This window comes from Mesorhizobium sp. M1322 (assembly GCF_040318085.1).
Lineage (GTDB): Bacteria > Pseudomonadota > Alphaproteobacteria > Rhizobiales > Rhizobiaceae > Mesorhizobium.
Genome location: NZ_JAMYLP010000013.1, coordinates 30,864 through 52,522 on the forward strand (window position 1 = coordinate 30,864; position 21,659 = coordinate 52,522).

At 60.2% G+C, this 21,659-nt stretch carries 24 protein-coding genes and 1 pseudogene; 10 read left to right on the top strand and 15 right to left on the bottom strand.

What is annotated here, in order from left to right:
* Positions 1-28: 28 nt before the first annotated feature.
* The 14 genes from nifT to NKH12_RS07685 form a co-directional block, all read right to left on the bottom strand.
* The gene (nifT, locus tag NKH12_RS07620) at positions 29-241 is read right to left on the bottom strand and encodes a putative nitrogen fixation protein NifT (RefSeq protein WP_023678250.1); all 213 of its coding nucleotides are present in this window, start codon (positions 239-241) and stop codon (positions 29-31) included.
* The gene (locus NKH12_RS07625) at positions 238-558 is read right to left on the bottom strand and encodes a nitrogen fixation protein NifZ (protein WP_352952568.1); all 321 of its coding nucleotides are present in this window, start codon (positions 556-558) and stop codon (positions 238-240) included. Before NKH12_RS07625 ends, nifT begins: the two co-directional genes overlap by 4 nt.
* Positions 559-657: 99 nt before the next feature.
* A complete protein-coding gene (locus NKH12_RS07630; RefSeq protein ID WP_023678248.1) occupies positions 658-852 on the bottom strand; it encodes a 4Fe-4S dicluster domain-containing protein in 195 nt (64 codons plus the stop codon).
* Positions 853-883: 31 nt separating this feature from the next.
* Positions 884-2,362 carry a nitrogenase cofactor biosynthesis protein NifB gene (gene nifB / locus NKH12_RS07635; RefSeq protein WP_352952569.1) on the bottom strand — a complete coding sequence of 493 codons (1,479 nt, stop codon included), beginning with the start codon at positions 2,360-2,362 and terminating at the stop codon, positions 884-886.
* Between the two features lie 238 nt (positions 2,363-2,600).
* The gene (gene nifA / locus NKH12_RS07640) at positions 2,601-4,364 is read right to left on the bottom strand and encodes a nif-specific transcriptional activator NifA (protein ID WP_352896365.1); all 1,764 of its coding nucleotides are present in this window, start codon (positions 4,362-4,364) and stop codon (positions 2,601-2,603) included.
* Positions 4,365-4,545: 181 nt separating this feature from the next.
* Positions 4,546-4,845: a ferredoxin family protein gene (locus NKH12_RS07645; protein ID WP_023678245.1), complete on the bottom strand. Its 300-nt coding sequence runs from the start codon at positions 4,843-4,845 to the stop codon at positions 4,546-4,548.
* A gap of 11 nt (positions 4,846-4,856) precedes the next feature.
* The gene (locus NKH12_RS07650) at positions 4,857-6,164 is read right to left on the bottom strand and encodes an FAD-binding protein (protein ID WP_352700549.1); all 1,308 of its coding nucleotides are present in this window, start codon (positions 6,162-6,164) and stop codon (positions 4,857-4,859) included.
* Positions 6,165-6,173: 9 nt separating this feature from the next.
* On the bottom strand, positions 6,174-7,283 hold the full coding sequence (locus tag NKH12_RS07655) for an electron transfer flavoprotein subunit alpha/FixB family protein (protein WP_352548221.1): 1,110 nt from the start codon (positions 7,281-7,283) through the stop codon (positions 6,174-6,176).
* An 18-nt stretch (positions 7,284-7,301) separates the two neighbouring features.
* Positions 7,302-8,153, bottom strand: coding sequence for an electron transfer flavoprotein subunit beta/FixA family protein (locus tag NKH12_RS07660; RefSeq protein ID WP_352752958.1), 852 nt, complete (start codon positions 8,151-8,153; stop codon positions 7,302-7,304).
* A 188-nt stretch (positions 8,154-8,341) separates the two neighbouring features.
* Complete coding sequence (gene nifW, locus NKH12_RS07665) at positions 8,342-8,722, bottom strand: nitrogenase stabilizing/protective protein NifW (RefSeq protein ID WP_352503026.1); 381 nt, start codon at positions 8,720-8,722, stop codon at positions 8,342-8,344.
* The gene (gene nifV / locus NKH12_RS07670; RefSeq protein ID WP_352952570.1) at positions 8,719-9,927 is read right to left on the bottom strand and encodes a homocitrate synthase; all 1,209 of its coding nucleotides are present in this window, start codon (positions 9,925-9,927) and stop codon (positions 8,719-8,721) included. The genes nifW and nifV overlap by 4 nt, the downstream gene beginning before the upstream one ends.
* The gene (gene nifS / locus NKH12_RS07675) at positions 9,924-11,141 is read right to left on the bottom strand and encodes a cysteine desulfurase NifS (RefSeq protein WP_352952571.1); all 1,218 of its coding nucleotides are present in this window, start codon (positions 11,139-11,141) and stop codon (positions 9,924-9,926) included. The genes nifV and nifS overlap by 4 nt, the downstream gene beginning before the upstream one ends.
* Complete coding sequence (locus NKH12_RS07680) at positions 11,092-11,586, bottom strand: NifU family protein (RefSeq protein ID WP_352952572.1); 495 nt, start codon at positions 11,584-11,586, stop codon at positions 11,092-11,094. The genes nifS and NKH12_RS07680 overlap by 50 nt, the downstream gene beginning before the upstream one ends.
* Positions 11,587-11,601: 15 nt before the next feature.
* Entirely contained in the window at positions 11,602-11,922 is a 321-nt protein-coding gene (locus NKH12_RS07685) for a HesB/IscA family protein (RefSeq protein ID WP_023678237.1), read from the bottom strand.
* A 499-nt stretch (positions 11,923-12,421) separates the two neighbouring features.
* Here NKH12_RS07685 and hemP point away from each other — a divergent pair, with 499 nt between their 5' ends.
* Positions 12,422-12,613 (top strand): hemin uptake protein HemP, encoded by a 192-nt coding sequence (hemP, locus tag NKH12_RS07690; RefSeq protein WP_352952573.1) that lies wholly within the window; start codon positions 12,422-12,424, stop codon positions 12,611-12,613.
* A 32-nt stretch (positions 12,614-12,645) separates the two neighbouring features.
* Positions 12,646-13,713 (top strand): hemin-degrading factor, encoded by a 1,068-nt coding sequence (locus tag NKH12_RS07695; RefSeq protein ID WP_352952574.1) that lies wholly within the window; start codon positions 12,646-12,648, stop codon positions 13,711-13,713.
* A 91-nt stretch (positions 13,714-13,804) separates the two neighbouring features.
* Here the strand turns inward: NKH12_RS07695 and NKH12_RS07700 are convergent.
* A pseudogene (locus NKH12_RS07700) lies at positions 13,805-14,145 on the bottom strand (hypothetical protein).
* Positions 14,146-14,583: 438 nt separating this feature from the next.
* Here NKH12_RS07700 and NKH12_RS07705 point away from each other — a divergent pair.
* The 8 genes from NKH12_RS07705 to NKH12_RS07740 all read left to right on the top strand — a co-directional run bounded on the left by NKH12_RS07705 (position 14,584) and on the right by NKH12_RS07740 (position 21,535).
* A complete protein-coding gene (locus NKH12_RS07705) occupies positions 14,584-15,801 on the top strand; it encodes a cytochrome P450 (RefSeq protein ID WP_352952575.1) in 1,218 nt (405 codons plus the stop codon).
* Between the two features lie 40 nt (positions 15,802-15,841).
* The gene (locus NKH12_RS07710) at positions 15,842-16,036 is read left to right on the top strand and encodes a ferredoxin (RefSeq protein WP_352494972.1); all 195 of its coding nucleotides are present in this window, start codon (positions 15,842-15,844) and stop codon (positions 16,034-16,036) included.
* A 357-nt stretch (positions 16,037-16,393) separates the two neighbouring features.
* Positions 16,394-17,014, top strand: a complete 621-nt coding sequence (locus tag NKH12_RS07715) for a nitrogen fixation protein NifQ (RefSeq protein ID WP_502894883.1) — start codon at positions 16,394-16,396, stop codon at positions 17,012-17,014.
* Positions 17,015-17,074: 60 nt separating this feature from the next.
* The gene (locus NKH12_RS07720; RefSeq protein WP_352952576.1) at positions 17,075-17,539 is read left to right on the top strand and encodes a site-specific integrase; all 465 of its coding nucleotides are present in this window, start codon (positions 17,075-17,077) and stop codon (positions 17,537-17,539) included.
* A gap of 38 nt (positions 17,540-17,577) precedes the next feature.
* The gene (locus NKH12_RS07725; protein ID WP_352494974.1) at positions 17,578-17,976 is read left to right on the top strand and encodes a hypothetical protein; all 399 of its coding nucleotides are present in this window, start codon (positions 17,578-17,580) and stop codon (positions 17,974-17,976) included.
* Positions 17,977-18,168: 192 nt separating this feature from the next.
* Entirely contained in the window at positions 18,169-19,209 is a 1,041-nt protein-coding gene (locus tag NKH12_RS07730; protein ID WP_352503035.1) for a type IV toxin-antitoxin system AbiEi family antitoxin domain-containing protein, read from the top strand.
* 202 nt (positions 19,210-19,411) lie between these two features.
* Complete coding sequence (locus NKH12_RS07735; RefSeq protein WP_352503036.1) at positions 19,412-20,659, top strand: GmrSD restriction endonuclease domain-containing protein; 1,248 nt, start codon at positions 19,412-19,414, stop codon at positions 20,657-20,659.
* A 3-nt stretch (positions 20,660-20,662) separates the two neighbouring features.
* On the top strand, positions 20,663-21,535 hold the full coding sequence (locus NKH12_RS07740) for a protein kinase domain-containing protein (RefSeq protein ID WP_352494977.1): 873 nt from the start codon (positions 20,663-20,665) through the stop codon (positions 21,533-21,535).
* Positions 21,536-21,659 lie beyond the last annotated feature (124 nt).

Consider the following 21,659-nt stretch of genomic DNA (forward strand, 5'->3'; position numbering starts at 1 on the left):
CTCGCGACGCACCTATCAAGGGGCAGCATCAGTCCTCTTCGGAAACCTTCCTTGCCTCGACGGTGATCGGCAGACGCGTATCCCGTGGAAGATCGGGTAGGAGGAGCCGCCACCCGTTCCTGAGCGTCACAGTTCCGCCCCACAACTCTTCCTTCTCAAGCTTGATGATCGGCTCTTCGAGGTCCTTTTTGGGGACATACGCCGACAAGCCAGCATCGGTCCTGCGGATCATGACTTTCATCTGGCCGTCCCTTCATTGGTATCGTTTTCAGCACTGCAGGGCGCCTCGGCTTTGTCGAGGCTCATCAGTTCACGCGCTCGCATGCCGACGACGGTGCCACGGTCGATCCATTCGACCGCATAGATGAAGAACTGCTGGAGAAAGGTGCCAATGTCGCGCACATATCCCTCGTCGCCCTTCCGCACGAGATTTTCGCCGATCTCCCTGCCAGGATAGGTGCCGTCATTTTTTATGTGGCGAGTGGCACGTACCCGCTCTCCCGGCATGAATCGTGGAGGCCTGCGGATTTCGACCTCCTCTTCGCGTCCGAGCGACATGTCCGTTCCCTGATTTCTCTTGAGGCTGCAGATTGTGAACAAAGGCGTTCCAGGCGTCCTGCGAAGGCATCCCCGACCATGTCGGCAGCCCAATGTTCGTCACGCAGGAACGCAGGTCTTCGGCACCGGGCATACCGAGGCACATTGCTGCGCATCGAAGACCCCCTCGCACTCGGTGCACTTTTGCGGCTCGATCACATAGCTCTCGCCTTTGAACTTGATCGCGCCGGAGGGACACTCGAATTCGCAGGCGCCGCATTGGGTGCATTGGGATGCGATGATCTTGAAAGCCATTTTAACTCCTGGTCCGAATGAATGAGACAGCTCAGGCCGTCGCCGCGAGTGCGGGGGTCCCACACGCGGCGGCGTAAATCGCGCTGATTGCGGTCTCGATATAGTCATGGGCATAAGCGTCGGTGGCTCGGATTCCAGCGTCCGCGAGCTGATCCTGCGGGCAATTTCCGATCTTGGCGCACAGCACGAAATCTATGCCCTCAAGCGCTGCGATGACGCCATCGAGGGCAGCTTCTCCGCCCCAGCCGCCGAGGCAATACTGCTCCACCTTCCGATGCCCGACAAAGCTGATCCCTCTCGGCGAGGCTTGATAAACCTGGAATTCCTTCGCATGGCCGAAATGTTCATTGACGCGGCCGCCGCCCTTGGTGGCCACTGCGAAGAGAAGGGACTTGCCGGGGCTCGCTGCCTTGACCAATCCGATCGCTTCTCTCCTAGCCGCCACGTGATCACGGCGCTCCTCCGCGACCAGCTCCCGATAGGCCTTGCGATTGCTGGCATCGTAGGTGACCTCGCCGGGAATCCGGTCGACTGTGAATTCCTGGCCACGATCCTCACCGAGCAGGCCGACGGCATCTGCCCGGCACTGCCGGCAGTGGCGCATCAACTGGGCGCCGCCTTCGACACGATCCTGAAGAGCCTTCATCTCCATTGCGTTTGGGCCGCGTTGCCCGCTCAGTCCGTAGTGCGTGCCGTGCGCCGGGTCCGAAATCAGCGGCATGAGGTTGTGCAGGAACGCGCCTCGCTCCTTGACCCATCTATTCACCTCGATCAGATGCTCATCGTTCACGCCGGGGATCATCACCGAATTGATTTTGGTGAGGATGCCGCGCGCGGTCAGCATCTCCAGACCCAACATCTGCCGCTCGTGCAGGATCCGGGCGGCTTCGATGCCGACGTAGCGGCGATGGTCGTAAAAGATCCAAGGATAGATCTTTGCACCGACCTCAGGGTCGACCATGTTGATGGTGATCGTCACGTGATCGACATTCATGTCGGCAAGCTCATCGACATGGTCCGGCAGCGCGAGCCCATTCGTGGAGATGCAAAACTTGATGTCTGGGATTTCCCTGGCAACTCGTTCGAACGTTGCCTTCGTCTTCTTCCAGTCGTAACAGGCATCGCCCGGTCCGGCGATGCCGAGCACGGAAAGTTGCGGCACCTCGTTGGCGACCGCGACCACCTTGCGTAGCGCCTGGTCGGGTGTCAGCTTTTCGGAGACCACCCCAGGCCGGCTTTCGTTGGCGCAGTCATATTTGCGATTGCAGTAGTTGCACTGGATATTGCAGCCGGGCGCGACCGCGACGTGCATGCGCGCGAAATAGTGATGCGCCTCTTCTGAAAAGCAGGGGTGATCCTTGATCTTGTCCCAGACAGCCGGATCCGTGTCGTCCGGCTTTATCGACGAGCCGCAGGACGAAGACGCGCAGCCACCGGCTTTCACGGTGGCAAGCAACTGGTCACCGAATGTCGTGCTGAGGCTCTCAAGCGAAATTGCCGGTGCGGACATCGAACGGCTCCGTTGCTGGGTGAATGTCGCAGTTCAAACCGCAAGAGCTATGCCAGCTCAAAGAGCGGTTTTGGTTCACGAATTGGCTTTCGTGTCGGATTCCGTCGGATTGCTCCGACACACCTTTGTCGGGCTTCCGACAGTGGACAAGCAAATCGGGTCGCGAAGGCTACCAGCCTTGGGCGCGAAGGGTGTGAGGGAGACTACTCCGGGCTTACGTTTGACGTCATCACGACGTCTAGAATTTCTTCACCTCGATACCATGCCGGCGCAGCGCGTAGCCGATTTGCCGCGGCGTGAGGCCGAGGATACGAGCCGCCCTGGCCTGAACCCAACCGGCCTTGTCCATCGCGTCGATCAGCCGGTCGCGTTCCGTCAGACGCGGGGGACAAGCGGGATCGTTTGGATCGCCGGCCGCAAGGGGAGATACGTTGCCTGCGGAGGCACCGATGCGACTGGCCGGCAGCCGCAATCCGACCGGCACTGCGTTGACCCGTGCGAGATCGTCGATGGTATTGCCGCCATTCGAGCGGTCGGCTCGCTTCCAGAGGAGCCAGGAAAGGCACTGGCTCTTCTTACAGGCGAAATCGGATGGCGTGATCGTCCTTGAACGCGCAAGTGTGGCCGTCCTTTGGACGCAGTTCTCGAGCTCGCGGACGTTACCAGGGAAGTAGCATTGCGAGATCAGGTCAAGCGCCGACGGCGCGAAGGCGAGTGCGCGATCGTTCTCCTTGTTGAATCGATTGAGGAAGGCGTTCGCAAGGCGTGGAATATCGCCGGGTCGCTCTCTGAGCGGAGGCAGGATAATTGGCACCACATTGATGCGGTAATAAAGGTCGGCCCTGAACTCCCCTTTTATGACGGCCGTCTCGAGGTCCTTGTTGGTGGCGCATATGAGGCGCACGTCGACCTGTAGCGTTTTGGTGCCGCCGACTCGCTCCAACTCGCCTTCCTGCAAGACACGCAACAGCTTGGCTTGAAAGGCCGGCGAAATCTCGCCGATTTCATCAAGTAGCAGCGTTCCCTCATTTGCCAATTCAAAACGACCGGCGCGCTGGGAGATAGCACCCGTGAAAGCGCCCTTTTCATGCCCAAACAGTTCTGACTCCAGAACGCTTTCAGACAGTGCGGCGCAGTTCAATTTGACGAAAGACTTCTTCCTCCGACGTGAGAGCTTATGGATGGCTTGCGCAAAGAATTCCTTGCCGGTGCCGCTTTCACCCCGCAGTAGCACGGTGGAATTGGTACCTGCTACGACCGAGACGGTTTCGAGCACCTGCTTGAGTGCGGGGCTTTCCCCGATGATCCCGTCGATTTTGACATCCGCATGCCGGGCAGGGTCGTAGGTCCTCCCCTCGTTGGGCGATTTCTCCGGTCTCCATTGCTCATGGACAGACCGCTGACGATCTGTACTCAGGATGCGATGGAGACGGATCGTCCGGCCGACAAGGTTGGCGACCATCGTCAGGAAGTATGTGTCCTCGTCGTCGCGAAAGTCGGTGGCGCCGTCTCCGGCGCGATCGATCGACAATGTCCCAAGGATTTTATGATCAGCCTTTAGCGGGATACCGATAAAGGCAATTGGGATGGTGCCGCTGCTCGAAGATGTTTGAAGGTCAGCCTGAAATAGTTGGGACTTGCGGACGTCCGGTATGAAGAGCGGCGTCCCCGTAGCGACGATTTGATCTGTTATGGCCTGTGGTATGACGCGGCGAGTGCCTGATTGAGGTGCGTCGGTATTGCCGGCAGTTGCGGCAATCTCCGGCTCTCCTTCAGCGTCCAGGACGACGATTGCTCCGTGACGCATCTGCAGATACGAAGGCAGGATGTTCACGACATTGGCGAGCGTAATCTCCAGCTCGCTGGGGGCGGTCAGCACCTTCGATATCTCGTAGAGTCCCCTGAGCGCGATATCTGCTTGGGGCATGCTTTTGATGGGCGGTTCAGGGCGGGTATCCCGAGGTGCTACCTCGTCGACCCGATCTTGCGGTACGTGAGCCATGGAAACACCTCAGCGGTTGTCGTCCAGAGTGCTCCTCCTTTTGTGTCTGAGTCTGAATTCTGAAAGCACAGTATTCACGAGCTTCTCTTCGTGGCGCGGCAATTCAAGCAAAGATAGACTTGGCGTTGGTCGCGACCTCAGGTGTACCAAGATTGACCCTGTTGATACGGTGCGTGCGTCCTCATCCGAATTTGAAGAGGACTCCGAAGCCGCCGCGTGGATAGTTCCACTCGATCTCGCCACTGGTCTCGCACAAAATCCGGCAGGTGCCGCACTCCATGCAGCCGTCGGCAGTGATCTCCACTTGACCTTTGTCGTTCAACTCATAACATTTCGCCGGGCAGACGTGGGTCAGCGCGAGCAAGTTCGCGCTTGGCCTCTCGTGCGGTCGCACTTTGATATGCGGACGGCCGGAATCCACCAAGTAGCGGTTCTGGTAAAGCTTGTCCTCGACACGTGACTTCGTCACTGCGATCGTCATTTCGTCTCCCCTCAGCGCCACGCCAATGCAAGGCGGACCGCGTCGCTGACCAGCCCCCAGCGCGAGCGCGCCTTGATGAAGGCCGCCGTGGTCGCCTTTTCCTTCTCGATCTTCGGCGTGCCGTCGACACGCATGAAGTTCTGCGCGGCTTGCGACATCAACCGCGGATAAGCCGTGAAGTAATTGCAGGAATTGGTGTGGAGCAAGGCCGGCATGTCTTTGTATTTCCTTAGGTCCTTGACCACGAAGGACTTGTCCAGCATGGCTTTGTAAAGGGCGAGATTCCGTTTGGTCATAGGACCGTTGCGGCTCTTGACCTCGATGATTGCCTCAGCCGCGATGCGGCCGGAGGTCATGGCGAGGTTCGAACCCTCGCGGTGAATGGCGTTGTTCAGTTGCGCGGCATCGCCGACCACGACCCAACCGTCGCCAAAGAGCTGCGGAATAGCCTTGTAGCCGCCTTCGGGAATGAGATGCGCGGAATATTCTTTCACTTCCGAGCCGGCGATCAGCGGACGGATCGAAGGATGGGTTTTTAAGGCGTCGAGGAGGACGTAAGGGCTCTCGACCATCGCGGCGAAATCGGAGACGAGGCAGCCAATGCCCAGTGAGATCGACTCCTTGTTGGTGTAGAGGAAGCCGAGCCCGGCCATGCTGCGGGAGGTCGTGCCCACCGCCTCGATCACGCAGCCTTCATCGCCTTTGAGCGCGAACCGCTGCTCAATGACCTCTTCGGGCAGGAAATGCATTTCCTTGACGGCGAGCGCCACGGTTTGCGGCTTCGGCATCTCGCGCAGGCCGGCCCGCGTGCCAAGCAGTCCGCATACACCTTCTGCGAGGACGACCACGTCCGCGTAGATGGCTCCGCCGGCCCGGTCTGTGCGGACGCCGATCACCCTGTCCTTGGCGTCACGGATGAGTTCCGTCACGGTCGTCTCGCACAGAACCGTCGCGCCGGCCTCGCGCACCTTACGCGAAAACCATTTATCGAACTGGGCACGGATGATCGTGTAGCGGTTGGGCTTCGCCTCATTGAAGTCGTCCGACCGATAGTGAATCCCGGTATGGGATGTGTCGTCCATCACCCAAAGCCGCTGTTCAACCAAATGCCGCTCGAGAGGCGCATCGTCCCGGAAATCCGGGATGATCTTCTCCAGCATGTTCGCGTACATGATGGCACCCTGGACATTCTTGGAGCCCGGATATTCACCCCGCTCCAACTGCAGCACCTTCAGGCCGTGGCTGGCCATGGTGTAAGCAGCTGCGTTTCCGGACATGCCGGCCCCAATAACAATGGCGTCGAATTGTTCCTCAATCATGTCCATCCCTTAGCTCGCAAGCTTGTCGCGACTGTGGGGCGACAGCCGCCGGGTGAAGGCTTCCGTCAGTGCGGGCAGGAAGCGGATCGCGTCGGTGACAATTCCGAGGTGAGCGAAATCGAAAATCGGCGCGTTCGGGTCGGTGTTGATGGCCACGATGAGATCCGCCCCCTCGACGCCAACCCGATGCTGGACGGCGCCGGAAATCCCGGCCGCTATGTAAAGCTTCGGCCGGATAGTCTTGCCAGTTTGGCCGATCTGCCGATCAGCTGGCATCCAGCTCTTCTGGACCAACGGGCGCGAACAGCCATGCTCGGCGCCGATTGCCCGCGCGAGATTCTTCACAAGCTGCAGGTTCTCCGCCGCGCCTAGACCGAGGCCTCCCGCAACCACGACGTCGGCATAGGCAAGATTTGCCTTTGCCGACTGACTATCCGGCAGGAAGCCGAGGATTTTGGTAACGATCTCGTCCTCGGCTACCGAGAGCTTGTGCCGGATGACACGCCCGACCGGTTTATCCGCCCGCTGCGGCATGGGCATGACCCTCGGTCGCACTGTCGCCATCTGGGGGCGGAAATTGAGCGTATAGATCGTGCACAACAAGGAACCGCCGAAAGTCGGACGGGTGGCGGCGAGCGAACCATCGGTATCCACATCGAGTTCGGTGCAGTCGGCCGTGAGCCCTGTCTGCAAGGTCGTCGCCACGGAGCCGGCAAGATCCCTGCCGAGTGTGGTGGCACCGAGAAGAAGGATCTCGGGTTTGTGGGTATCGACCAGATCCGTCATCGCCTTGGTGAAAGGCTCGTTCCTGTAGTCGGCGAGCAGCGGCTCCTCGACGATGTAGACCAGGTCGGCACCATAAGCGAAGGCTTCGGCAACGGCGTTCCCGATGGCCTCTCCCGGCGGTCCAAGCACGACGCCCGCAAGCTGGACCTGAAGCTTGTCTGCTAACTTGCGGCCCTCGCCGAGCAGTTCGAATGATACGGGATGGACCTGACCGCGTTCGAGCTCGATGAAAACCCAAACGTGCCGGTAGTCCTTGAAATGCGCGGGCAGCTCCTTCTTTATGCCGGCACGGCCGGCGGCAGGGCGAGGGGTTTCTCGGTTCGCGTTCGACATCGTCTGATCCTTGCCCTCTCACGCGCCGCCGTTGAAGGCGAGCTCATGTTCCAATGCCGGCTGGCGGGTGAAGATTGCCGTGATGAGTTCGTCAGCGACATCGCGCAAAGCCATCTCGGCGGTGTCGATTTTTGCCGCCTTTTCCGCCCGCGCAGGAGGGGCGAAAACGCGCTTGACGACCGTCGGTGAACCGCGCAGGCCGCATTTGGTGAGATCCTCAATGCCGGCGTCGGCCGCACTCCATTTCAAGACCTGGCTGCGCGCGGCGCACAGGGCGTCCTGGATCGAGCCCCGGCGGATCTCGTTTGTGCCTTCCAGCATGGTGATCAGGCAAGGGAGCCGGCTCTTCAGCATCTGTGTGCCGCCTTCGGAGCGGCGCTCGACCTTGATCTCGCGCGCAGCAAGGTCAATAGAGGCGATCTTCGCGACATAGGTCAGCTGCAGGAGTCCGAGGCGCTTGGCGATGCCGGGCCCGACCTGGGCGGTGTCGCCATCGATCGTCTGCTTGCCGGTGAAGACGAGGTCTGGCGTGCCGAACGTCTCGCCAACCTTCGCGATTGCCTGGGAAAGGGCGAACGAGGTCGCCAGCGTGTCGGAGCCGGCAAAATAGCGGTCGGTCAAGAGCACCGCTCGGTCGGCGCCGTAACCGAGCGCCTTGCGCAGCGCGTCCTCTGCCATGGGCGGACCCATAGTGAGCACGGTAACTTCGCCACCATGGGCGTCGCGCAGTCTGAGGGCTTCTTCGAGGGCGAACAGGTCGTAAGGGTTGATGATGGTCGGAACACCCTGGCGCATGATAGTGTTCGTCACCGGATGGACCCGTATCTGTGCCGAGTCCGGCACCTGCTTGATGCAGATTACGATGTGCATTGGCGGTTTCTCCAGGCTCCCGTCCGGATGCGGGCTTGGCGGTTATCTCTTTGGTTTGCATCATTCGTGCCAACTATTTTGCGCTGCCCCCTATTCCTAGAACTTCGCTTGGTTGCTTCTGAGGGCGCCGTGGTGATGACCAGATTTGTCGGCTTCTCGACATTGTCGCATCGCAACCCGTGTCGCGGTCATTCCTGTCCGAACCGCTTCAGTACGGAGTCGAACGGGACAAAGGTGCGGCCCGGCGTGGCAGGTTTGTTCGGATCGTGGTCTTTGAGCACCTTGAAGACCCGATGGGTGAGCGGCGAGGAAACCGCGAAGTCCTCGTAAGCGCGTTCGAGCGTCGCGCGCACCCGCGCGGCAATCACCTGGTCGGGCAGACCGGAGAAATCTTCTTCGGCAAGGTATTGGCCCACGCGCTTCATGATATGGAGCCGCGAGACATTCAGCACCTTCGGATCATAGGAGACGCCAAGGACTGCGAAGAACTCCTCCGCAGCCGACAGGCGCTTCAGTCGTGCGAGGATGTCGGTGACATCGATGGGGCGGCTGTCAGCGGAACAATTCATTGCATTCTCCCTGGTCGCAAAACTGTGGCGTCGGTGCGCTCGCGAACGGCTGACCTGGACCCGCACAGCTCCGCGAGGGATGCCTCGCTGCACATTCCATCGTAGAGCTCGACCAGTTGAGTTGCAGTGACGGTCGATTTGGTCTCGGCCGCCTCGCGCCGGACGCGGGCCACCATCGCGGCTGCCAGATCCGGGTCGAGATCGCGACCGCTTTCGCTCAGCACATGGGCAATCGCAGTGGCGCCGGAATGCTTGCCGATGACGATACGCCGGCGGCGGCCCACGAGAGCCGGATCGAGCCCTTGATAAGTACGCGAGTCCTTTAGCAGCCCTGCGACGTGAATGCCGGATTCGTGGGTGAAAACATCGGCGCCGACGACCGGCTTAATGGCCGCGGTCTGCCGGCGGGCGGCCCAAGCCACCTGGGCGGCGAGGTCGGGCAATGCGGTCAGCTCGATGCCGGTATCCGCGCCGTCGAAGACCGCCATCGCGGCGGCCACCTCTTCCAGCGCGGCATTGCCCGCACGCTCGCCGAGCCCCAGGACGGTGACGGACGCATGGCGCGCGCCTGCGCGGATTGCGGCCAGCGTGTTGGCGGCAGCAAGTCCGAGATCGTTGTGCGCATGAAATTCAAGGTCGATTGGAGACTGCGCCACGAGCTGGGCGACAAGTTCGAAGGTCGAAAACGGGTCGAGAACGCCGACTGTGTCGGCTAGCCTGACGCGGCTTGCGCCGGCGCGTGCAGCCGTCTCGATGACGCGGGCGAGATGATCCCGATTGGCCCGCGAGGCATCCTCGCAGCCCACCGCGACGAAGAAGCCGGCGGCGGCTGCGCGCCTGACCATATGCTCGATGACATGGAGCGCTCCCGCCTTATCGAGGCCGAGCTTGGCGGCAAGTTGGATGTCCGACGCAGGCAGCGATAGATTGACGGCGTGGACGCCGCTCTCGATCGCTGCATCGAGATCCAGCGACGTCATCCGGCACCAGGCCATGAGCCGAACCGGGAGACACCGCGCGACCACGGCGCGAATTGTTTCGATCTCGTCGGCGCCCATGACCGGCGTGCCGATCTCGATCTCTGTGACGCCGGCCGCCGCAAGAGACTCGGCGATCTCCAGCTTTTCCGTCGTGGTAAAGGCGACGCCGGGCGCCTGCTCGCCATCGCGCAAGGTCGTATCGTTGAGAAAGACATGACGGGTCATGAACGGTAGCCGGTTCTGCTGCCGCTCAGGCATAGACCGGATTGAACGTCTTCGGAGCTTCGCTTACCCGGCCCAGAACTGGGAAAGCCACGCAGCTTCTCCACGATTGCCGGCATGACCTCGAGCACCCGGTCGACGTCCGCTTCGCCGTTGTCCCGCGCCAAGGAGAAGCGGACTGCCGCGTGTGGCGTTTTCATCGCGCTCAGGACATGGCTCGGTTCCAGAGAGCCGGAGGTGCAGGCGGAGCCGGAGGAACACGCGATGCCCACGCGGCTGAGGAGGAGTGGAATTCCATCACTTTCGACATGTTCGAAGGAGATGTTTGCGGTGTTGGGCAACCGTTCCAGGGGATCACCAGTGACACAGGTGCTTGGGATGCGCTGGAGAATCCCGTCCTCTAAACGGTCGCGGAGCGACTTTACCCGTGTGGTCTCGTCGTCCATGAATTTCAAGGCGAGTTCGGCCGCCATGCCGAGCCCGACTATGCCGGGCGTATTCTCGGTGCCAGCACGCCGGTTGTGTTCTTGGTGGCCCCCCTTGATCAGCGAGTGGAAATTGACGCCACGTTTTACGAAAAGCGCGCCGATCCCTTTCGGCCCGTGCAGCTTGTGGCCGGAGAGCGACAGCATGTCGATTGCGGTTGACTTCAGGTCCATCGGAAGCTTGCCGACCGCCTGCACAGCATCGGTATGGAAAAGGGCGCCCACTTCCTTGGCCAACTCGGCAAGCCTGACCACCGGGAAGATCACACCAGTCTCATTGTTCGCCCACATTATCGAGACGATTGCCACCTGTGGGGTGAGGGCGGCCATATAGGCGTCGAGGTCGAGCCGGCCACGGCAATCCACCGGGATCCTGTGCACCTTGACGCGGCGGGTCTTCTCAAGATGCGCGCAGAGCGTCAGCACGGCGGGATGCTCGACCGCGGACGTCACGATCTCGGTTCGGTTGGGCGCCGCCTCGAGCGCCGAAAGAAGCGCTGCATTGTCGCTTTCTGTCCCACCCGAGGTGAAGGTGATCTCATCGTCGAACTCCGCGCCGATCAGAGCTTGCAACTGCCTCCGCGCCTTTCTCACCGCCGCACTGACTGAGGCGCCAAGAGCGTGCGCCGACGAAGGGTTGCCGAATTGATCCCTAAAGAACGGCAACATCGCTTGCACGACCTCAGGATCGACCCGTGTGGTTGCGTTGTTGTCGAGGTAGACAGGTTTCATGTGCGATCCTCAGTTGACCGGAATGACGCGAGCGCGCGACCGCCTCATTGAGCCTCTGGCGTATGCCGTTGATGATGATGGGCCCGAACTGGCAGCCGGCGCAGACGCCCGAGAGTTTGACGTAGACCGGATCGGCGTCGACATGGACAAGTCCGCAGTCGCCGCCGTCAGCCCGCAGGTAAGGACGCCCGAACACGACAACGTTATCGATAAGCCGAATTTGGCGCAGCGGCGCGATTTGGCCGCCAGCAGCTTGGGTGCCACCAGGAACCGAACTGTTTCGGGAGGCGACGTTCTTTGCATCCCACCGGAAGCGATTGCCGGTCCCAAGATCGGCTTCGACCTTGCCTTGTTCTTGAGGACAGGGACATCTGTTGTGCCGGCCATATAAGCCTCCTTTGCCGCAAATGAGTGCGTCGGCGGCAATCGCTTCATGGACCCGCACAGGCGCTTCGGGCGATCAACTGAAGGACTTGCCGCAGCCGCACTTCTCGCGCGCGTTGGGGTTATCGAAGACAAAGCCGGAAGATTCGAGCCCGGTGAGAAAGTCGACGGTCATGCCGGCGACATGCGGTTGGGAGCCCGCGTCCACGAACAGCTTGATCCCATCTGTCTCGGTGATCGCGTCGCCCTCGCGCGACACGCTCTCCAGGCCCATTAAGTATTTGAAGCCGGCGCAGCCGCCGGCCTGGACCATGATGCGAAAGCCTTCCGCCGGCTCGCTGGCGCGGGAAAGAGCAGTCTTGATGGCGGCAACAGCGTTGTCGGTGAGCGTAATCATGGCTCCATTCTCCTCAGTCCGGGACCTGCTTGCGCATCACGTTGCATGCACCGTGCCAAAGCGAAAAATGTTTCAACACAGCGCGGCATCTCTGACACTGCGGTGGTTCTTGTGAGTCCATTGCTGCGAAGGTGTCGGCCAACCGACACGTACTGTCGGGTTTGTCGGGTCCGCCACGGGGATGTTGGGCCTGAGTTCTGGCTGAACTCACATTAAACCAATGATCATTACAGAAGACTTCTTCTGAGCTTGCTTCGGCGCAATTGGCACGTTTTTTGAAGCTCCATTTGGCGAGGCGGCAAGAGACTGCCGATCCACAATCATGTCGTGGGTGCCCTCGCGATCGATGGGGCGAAGCAAGGGAGCAACATGTCAGGACTGGGTCAGATACGCTTTGTTTGGCAAAGCAGCGCCGCCTGTGGCATCCGAATGCCCGATTGGCCGATTGCGACAACACCGACAATCGCTCACCACCGCCCAGTGGCCGCCGGCCGGCTCGATGGGATTCCATCGGCATGTGCCTGCTCGTGTCACTCGGGTCTCGCCGCTCCGACAGCACCCCCGGTTTTCGCGCGGGTGCGACGACGTGCGCACGCTGTCCAGCGACACTTTGTTCACGGGCCAGCAGCAGATCAGGGTCGAGCATTACGGCACGCCCTATCGGCTGAAGATTCCCCGGCAGGGCAGCTGATCCTTACACGTAGGTGGAAGCAGGGGTAAGACATGGACCAGCGCGAGAAACCGTCGCCGGACGAAATCCGGCGGGCGTGCGAAGACAATCCGAAAATCCGGGAGCATGATCTCGCCGCTCGATTGGGCATTTCGGAAGCCGAATTGGTCGCGGCGCATTGTGGTCACGGCGCGGTGCGCATCGAGCCGCGCGTCGATGATCTGCTGACCGGCCTCGAAGCGGTCGGCGAGGTGATGGCGCTCACCCGCAATGAAAGTGCCGTGCACGAAAAGATCGGTGTCTACGACAAAGTGGTCACCGGCAACCAGCATGCCATGGTGCTCGGCGACGACATCGACCTGCGCATCTTCCCGAAAGCGTGGGCGTATGGCTTCGCCGTCGAGAAGCGCGAAGGAGCCGAGATCCGCCGCAGCCTGCAATTCTTTGATGCCACCGGCGAGGCGATGCACAAAGTACATCTCAGGCCCGCCTCGAACCTGCACGCCTATCAGAATCTGGTGGCAGAGCTCGTATCCTCCGACCAGGAGCCGATCATATCGGTCGAGGCGAGCGGGGCGCGCGATAACGCAGTGAGTCCAGACCAAGCCGCCACGGTCGACGACCTACGCGAGCACTGGAGCCGGCTGAGCGACGTGCATCAGTTCTATCATATGTTGAAGACCCTGAAGCTCAGCCGCTGCCAGGCGATGCGTATGGCCGACGAGGATTACGCCTGGCTGCTCGACAATGATGCCGTTGGCGCCCTGTTCCAACAGGCGGCCGAAGACGAGATGCCGATCATGTGCTTTGTCGGCAATCGTGGTTGCATCCAGATCCATTCCGGCCCGATCAAGTCGGTCAAGCAGATCGGGCCGCGGATCAATGTGCTCGACGAGACCTTCCATCTGCATCTTAGGACCCATCACATCCGCGAGGTCTGGGCCGTGCGCAAGCCGACGAGGGACGGTCACGTCACGTCCATTGAAGCCTATGGCGCCGACGGCAAGATGATCATCCAGTTCTTCGGCACGCGCAAGGAAGGCGAACGCGAGCGCAGCGACTGGCGGTTTCTGGCCGAGAGTCTGCCACGCGTTCCCGGTCCGACCGACAGGGATGTTTAGAGTGCCGACAGGCCCTCGGATTGAACCGGCCGCCATAGGACTCGGCACCACGTTGCGACAGCGGCTGCGAGGTCGTAGCGCATACGGACGGTCAGGTGTGCACGCCGGAATTGACCGCATCGATACAGTCAAGCTCGTCGCCGGGCGGACCGCTGCGCACGAGTGCATCGCCGTCTAACCGGAAAGCCTTGCTGCGGCTGCGAGCGATACAACGCATACGCCATCAGCGCCGAACCGAAGCGCGGCTCGACCTTGTTGATAATTTCGATCATCGCGCGCAAGCGCCGCTGAGTCTTGTCGGACCGCACCCGATCCTTGCGCTGGATCGCGTCGTTGCTCAATCTGGGCCGTGCGAGCGATCTTCTCGCTCGTCGACCGGAAGGCAGTGCAGCAGCAGCCAGGCCGAACAGCCCGATGTCGCGGACTCGACAAAACCGACCGTGGATGTCGGTTGTCGGACGTTGTCCTAAGAATGATGGACAGGTGATCATCAACTTAGCGGCGGCGGGCCCAGTGCAGGTTGGCATCGCTTGGTGCAGCGCCATGGGTACGCCTATCCGGCACGCGACTTGCTTCGACAATTTGATCAGCAGGGCATCAGCAGTGCGTCACGGAGCTCAGCGGTGATTTGACCAGCCTCTCAACGCTAACGGGGATAAGCGGCGGCTTTGCTTCATGACCGCAGCGCGGCGGAGATGCCCCTTCTGATTGACTTCGCAACCGATCTCATCCGCGCTGGTGCAGGTGGGCTGTATCGGGCGACAGAATGTAGAAGGGGCCCGACAAGAGACGTACCCATGCTGGAAATCGACTTTATGAACAGCGGTGCAATCTCAATCGAGCCATGAACGCCAATGTAGAGAAAGCAAAATGGCAACCAAACCCGTTCCAGATCATGTCCCGCCCGAAATGGTGAGGGACTTCAGCCTGTTTACATCGCCAGGGATGCCACCAACACCCAACGGGGATCCACACGCAGCTGTCGCTTGCGTACATGAGGGGCCTCCGATCTTTTACTCCCGCTACAACACGCAAGATGGCCGGGGTACCTGGGTCATCACCCGTGCCGCGGACCAGCGGAAGGTGCTGCAGGACGCAGAGACTTTTTCCAGCCATCGCAGCATCTTCTCCTCCATACTGGGTGAAAACTGGCCGACGATCCCGCTTGAGCTCGATCCACCGGCCCATGGCGTCTTTCGCTCACTGCTCAATCCGCTGCTTTCGCCAAAGCGGGTGTTGGCTTTGGAACCGGCTGTCCGCGAACGGGCGGTCGAGCTGATCGAAAGGATCGCCGCGTCGGGCACAAGCTGCGACGTGATGAAGGATTTTGCCTTTCCTTTCGCGGTGAGCACCTTTCTTCGCTTTCTGGGGTTGCCCGATGACCGACTCGATACATTCGTCGGCTGGGGGAAAGATCTGCTCCACGGCGACAATAAGGAACGACCTGTGGCTGCCCGGACGATCGTGGCATTCATCGACGAACTTGCAGCCATGCGCCGCCAGGAGGCGGTTGACGATTTCATGACCTTTATCGTGCAGGCACAGGTCGAGGGCCGCCGGCTGACGGACACCCAAGTCCGCGGCATCGGCGTGCTTGTCTTCGTCGCTGGGCTCGACACGGTGGCAGCAGCTATAGGCTTTGACTTGGTGTACCTCGCGCGCAACCTCAAAGATCAGCAATTGCTGCGGAGCGAACCGGACCGCATCCCGCTCGCAACCGAAGAATTGCTGCGGGCCTATCCGCCCATTCAGTTGATCCGCGTGGCTACGAAAGATATCGACTTCGAAGGCGCGCCGATCCGGAAGGGGGACTATGTTTCCTGCGCCACCATGATTGCCAATCGTGACCCGGCGGAATTCGAATGCCCCAACACGATCGATTTGGAGCGCGAGGACAACCGCCACGCAGCGTTTGGCTATGGTCCCCACCGTTGCCTTGGCTCACACCTTGCCCGGCGGGAGATTGTCATTGGCCTGGAGGAGTGGCTGGCGCGCATCCCGGCTTTCAGGATCAAGCAGGGTACGGCACCCATAACCTCTGGCGGCCATGTGTTCGGGATCGAAAATTTGATCCTGGATTGGTCCTAGGCCCGCCCCGAGCCGGGGCACAGACAATGGAGGCACCGCCATGCGCATCATCGTCCAAAATGCCAAATGCCAGGGTCACGCGCGATGCGCGGCGCAAGCGCCGGACATCTTCAAGCTTGATGACGAGGGTTATATCCTGCCTGGTGACATTGAAGTTGCGGAAGGGGAGGAGCTGCCGGCATCGCGAGGCGCGCGATGCTGTCCTGAACGTGCGCTGGAACTCACCCGCCGCTGACGCTTTTGAATCAGACGTCATTCAACCGTGAGTCTGGCGGGCCTGAATGGGGTCGACCATTTCGCCGCATTGGAAAGAACAGCACGCGACCTCTGTCCCAGCACGGTCCACGTCCAACTCCGCGGGGGCATTTCCGGCGCCAGTGTTCCCCATGAGGCGCAAACGGCAGGGCGGGGCTCGCGAAACGCCTCTTCCAATCACAGAATTTGCGACAGAGCCGATGGACCAGACGAAAATTGCCGAACTACTCGACCGCGAGGCGATCCGCGACTGCGTATACCCGAAGAACTGCCCGACCCATGTTGCGGCAGGCCGGATCTCTGCATGATTTGATAGGACAAACCAGGAGAACGCACCATATTTGCCCAACATTATGCCCGGCTCAGCACCGGCCAATGGCCGCAGATCGAGCTGGAGAGGAGGTTCGACCAGCATGTGCTTGCCTGTGTGCTTTCACGTGCGCTCGAGGAGATCGAGGCCGGCGAGGCGACGGCGACGGAGGCAACCGGACTTTCGCGCGCCGAGCTGCGCGATGTCCTGTCCCGCTGTTTCCCTGCTATTCCTATCAACGCGTTTGCCTTGAAAGAGGTGAGCGAGCCCGAGCCGGATCTGGAGGAAGAACTTCTGCATGGACTGCTGCTGGCGCATGCCCGACCTGGCGACCCGACGAGCGCCCGCTTCGCCAGGATCATCGCCCGGCGTGCCATGCGCTATGACCACCTCTGGCAGGACCTTGGCCTTTTTAATCGAACCGACCTCGGCCGCCTGCTCGCCTCGCATTTTCCGACGCTGGCGGCCGGCAACACCCAAAACATGAAATGGAAGAAATACTTTTACCGCAAGCTCTGCGAGGCCGAAGGTTTTTCGCTGTGCAGCGCGCCCAGTTGCCGGGAATGCAATGATTTCGAAAGCTGCTTCGGCCCGGAGGAAGGCGAAAGCCGCCTCACACGGATCAAGAACGGCATCGCCTCGGATTGAGAGCCGCTTTCGTCAGTCGTACAGCGCCAGCGCTGGCGCCCGCCATATGTCTCCTGTCGAATGTCGACGGACGCCTTCGAGGATTTGAATGCTGCCTGCTGTCCGATTGCTCGCGATGCTCGCTTGAATCTTGACCTCGAACAGATTGCCCGCGTTCTCTACATCGCGGAGAAGCATCGGGACCGACCGGACAGATTGCAAGCAAAACCGACAACGGAGGCGGCGCTAGCTGCCCTGTGGTGGACCGTCCTGACGGCCCAGCGGACCACCGCCAGCATGTCCCTGCTGGCCTCCCGCGTGGTAAGCGATAGGGACGCGCGAGGCTGGAAGATCGCCGCGTTCCCGGCGGAGGACATGAAGTCCAAACGGTATCACGCGCTGCCGCTGCCCCCACGCGTGGTGCTTTTGCTGGAACGGGCGCGGATCGGCATCGACAGCGATTCAAAATGGGCCTTCCCGTCGAAGAAGGTGCGTCGGCGGGTAGCGAGGAAATCGAAGACCTACCCATCCATGACACGACCGTGAACCTGATGATCCGGAGGCTTCGGGGATAGGATACGGTCGTGAAGAAACGGGAGTCCGTCGACCTGCTGGAAGGCATCCCGCATTTCTCCCCGCATGACCTTCGGCGCAGCCTCACGACGATCCTGACGGACCTGAAAGTGCGCGGAGACGCGGCCTCCGCCGTGCTGGACCACTCATCCGGAACACCGGGGAGGTCGAATTTCAGGAGGCGGACGTCACACGGCTGGCCCGTTCCCTTCAAGGCCGTCGGCCAAATGCTGCCTCTTGGCCGTGTGCTGTCTCTCGGCCAAGGCGATGGCGTTCCCCAAAAGGCCAGCAGCCAAACGCCGCTGTGGTATCAGGAGATGGAATCGAAAGAAGCAATGAAAAAATCGCTGCCGCGTCCCGGCTTCCGAACTCCGGAAATTGAGCGACGAATGACGGCCTCGAAGTCATAGCTCCTTGTGCCGGGAAAGCCCGCTACGCTTTCGGCCCCAAGCGGAAGCCATTCGCGCTCGACCGAATTCATGGCCAGAAGCGGACCTTGGAGTTTGCAGAACTTTCTTCGCGCAATGTTGCGAAAGTATTTCGCCTTTACAGCCCCAGAACACCTCGCCTATGACTGGGCCCGAAACTTTGGGGGGGGCACCATGGCTGCATACGAAATATCTATCCAAAACTACAACAGCATCGACCTCGCGGCTAAGCCAACCCTTTACCCTGACTTCAATGTCAATATTCGGGGCTGGGAGAATGACAACGAGGAAGAGGCAAGAGCGTTTGCCTCGGGCTTGTTGGGAGCGACTCGGGGCATTTCCAGGTATCTCGACCTAAGCCGTCTCGAGTCTATCGTGGTTGGCACGGACTATTACGAAGCATTGGCGAGCGTTGACCGTGGCCAAGGCAGCCCAGCCGCTGATCCAACATCCAACGAGTACGGACAAGGTGCCGCAATGGCTATGCACGTCATGCGGAACGGCGAGATATGGAGCGTGGTGATCTGGATGCCACTAGTCCGCCGGGTGGTTGACGAAGGCCACGAGGACCACAAGCGCGCGCTCCACACCATCTTTCACGAACTTGTTCACGTTGACGATCTTCGGCTGTTTACGAAGACCTACCCAGGTGGTTGGAAGGAGGCCAAGCCGCGCGACGGTCGCGACGACGCACTTCAGAGAATGGTCAACCCGTGCCAATCCGAATACTCCGCCCAGCGGCGTTCCGCATGGGTTGCGCCGGAAGTCGGCCTCGAACTCCTGGACATGCTCGGTAATGCGTTGAAGGAGGTGGACGATCAAATCCGAACCGCTCGGCTCCAGTATCGACTTCATGGAGACATGAATGTCTTCTGGCCGATCGTGATCGAGAGGCTGACATTTCTGTTTCAGGCTGTCGGGTATGGGATCGGCCATGCCGACTCGGTCCCCGGGCTGAACGAAACTGCGAACTGCGAGTTGCCGATCCCCTTCAAATCTATGCCACAGCCCATTATCAAGATTCGGAAGCGCGACCGCGAGCGCGCTGAGCGCATCCGATTGGCCGGCGGGCCGAAGCCATCCCTCAGAGAACGCGCTGTCGCACTTGCCCGCGAAAAGGGTGAAGTGCGAACGTGCGACCTAACTAGCATTGGAATTCCCCGCTGTTATCTGGCGCGTATGTGCAACGAGGGTCTGCTCATCAAGGTCGGCTAACCTCGTCAAGCATACCGGGCAGGCGCTGTGGCAGCGCGACCTGGAAGGTTCTCTTGCCCGCTTCCTTCTTCGCCCAATAGCCGCCGTCAGGTGTCGGGATTTCTGCCCGGGCGCAGGTCTGCGTATATAGGGGTATCTCGGGAAGCGAGCCTGGTGTTGGACATCGCCGTAGTGTAAACGTCAGTTCAAAAGGGGGAACGGTGTGGGTATCTGGAACTCAAGTCCGCACCCTGTTTCAGATCTACGCGATTGGCAGAGGTCAGGGCGGCTCGAAGTTCGTCCTTCGTTCCAGCGGAAAGAGGTGTGGAGCTCTGCCGCGCGGATCATGCTGATCGATACGATCCTGCGACAGGTGCCGATGCCGAAGATGTTTCTTTGGAACGAGGTCGTAAATGAAAGCACGCACCGTCGCGTAATTGATGGTCAGCAGCGTATTTCAGCTATCCTCGGGTTCCTTGACGACAAGTTTGCCCTTGAGTCCCCATACGCGGGTCCCTACCTCGGCAAGAAGTTCAGCGAGCTTCCAGTGGCTGAACGACAGAAGATTCTCCAGTATCGGATTGACTTCAATGAGGCGCTCGACTTTGACGAGGCAGAGGTTCGCGAGGTCTACTCACGAGTGAATAAGTACTCGCTTCCGCTCAACAAGCAGGAACTTCGCAAAGCGGACTATCCTGGCACCTTCCTTGATGTGTCGACTGAACTCTCCCTTGACGAGTACCTGGAAGAAGCGAAGGTTTTCAGCATCGCACAGCGACGGCGGATGGGGGACGTCGAGTTCATGTCTGAGGTGCTCGCCGGCATGCTCGAGGGGCCGCAGGACAAAAAGGGCGACCTAGACTATTTCTATTCTCGATATGCCAATTGGGAAGTCGCGGCTGCCGCAAAAGCGAAAAAAGAGTTCCAAGCGGCGTTGCAAGACATCAAGCTTGTGTTCGACGAGCGGGCGCTCCCGCTCCGTAGTACACGCTTTCGCCAGAAGTCCGACTTCTACTCCCTGTTCCTCTCCTTCGTCGAACTCCGCCGGGCAGGGTGCACGCTCGAGAGAAAAGACCTCGTCCCGCTACGTCAGGATCTAAAGCTGCTCGACAAATACATCGCGCCCGAGTCTCCAGTCGACATCCTCAGCGAGTATGCGATCAAGTGCGTTTCGCAGGCCAATTCGGTATCGAGTCGATCCTGGCGTAAGAATTTCCTGCTCAACATCCTGGAGGGAACATACCGGCAGCGTCGGCCGGACGCGCGGACGGTCGAGATGTTCACAACGATTCTTGTGCAGCTACAGCGCGATGAGGTGTCACTTCTAGACGTGTGCTCGGGTTGTGACAGACTCATGAGCGAGCATGAGACATCGGAACGTGTGCTGGAATGGCCGAAGGACGTCGTTAGCTATCAGATCACTAACTCGTGTTGGCGGTCCGCGAATTGTGCGGCGTCCGGGAGCTCTTGAGCTGTGGCGATCCTCTTCTCCGGTAATGGTGAGGTAGAGCCTCGCGAGTTCGTTGAAGTCGATGACCAACTCGTCTCGTTTGCCGGGCGGCACTTTGAAATTGCCGAGCGGATAGCGGCGGGCGGCAATGGCGTAGTGCACCGTTGCATAGATATCGCCGATGGTCTCGAGTTCGCGATTAAATTTCAACTCGATCTGCGGCAGCGGCGCCGGCTGCGGTTCGCGCGCGAGCAGGTCTTACTAAGCGAGCTGAAGCACGATCACCTGATAGTCTACGAGGACCACGGCAACGTTGCCGGCCGACAGAAGCGACGCTTCGGGGTGGCGAAAGATATCGACATACCTTTCCTCATCATGGGCCTCGGCAGCAAGACGCTGTCTGCCCTCGTGAAGGCCGAGGAGATCCCACCTGAGATATTCATCGCGCAATTCAGGGGCCTCGCGCATGCATTGGGTCGGATACACACCCGAGCCTTCCATAGGGACATTAAGCCGGACAACATCTTGGTCGTTGGGGATCGCTGGGTCCTTAGCGACTATGGCCTTTGCGACCCACACGATTGTGCAGAGGAGGAACGGGTTACCCCTGATTGGGAGGTTGTCGGCCCCCGTTTCTGGATGTCTCCGGAAGCGAATAACCGCAGCATTGGCCGTCAGGACGCAATCAATGCCGCATCGGATGTTTTCCAGCTCGCATCCGTATTCTGGTTCGTAGTGAACCGAAGTCACCCTACAGGAGTGTTGTCGCGATTAGATTGGCACGGTCCAGACGCACTGTTCGGGCCGATCTTCAAGGCGCTGCATCACGATGCATCGATACGTCCCGCCGACGGGCGAGCGTTCGCTGCACAAATTGACACGGCCATTCTTAGCTAACCACTCACTCGACACACTTCAGCGAGTGGTGAGCCAAGCGTCGAAAAGAGCATTGAACTCTCTTGCTAGTATTAGCCAACCTAGTTGCGCACGGGAACATTCAACCCACGGCGTGCCTCGCGCG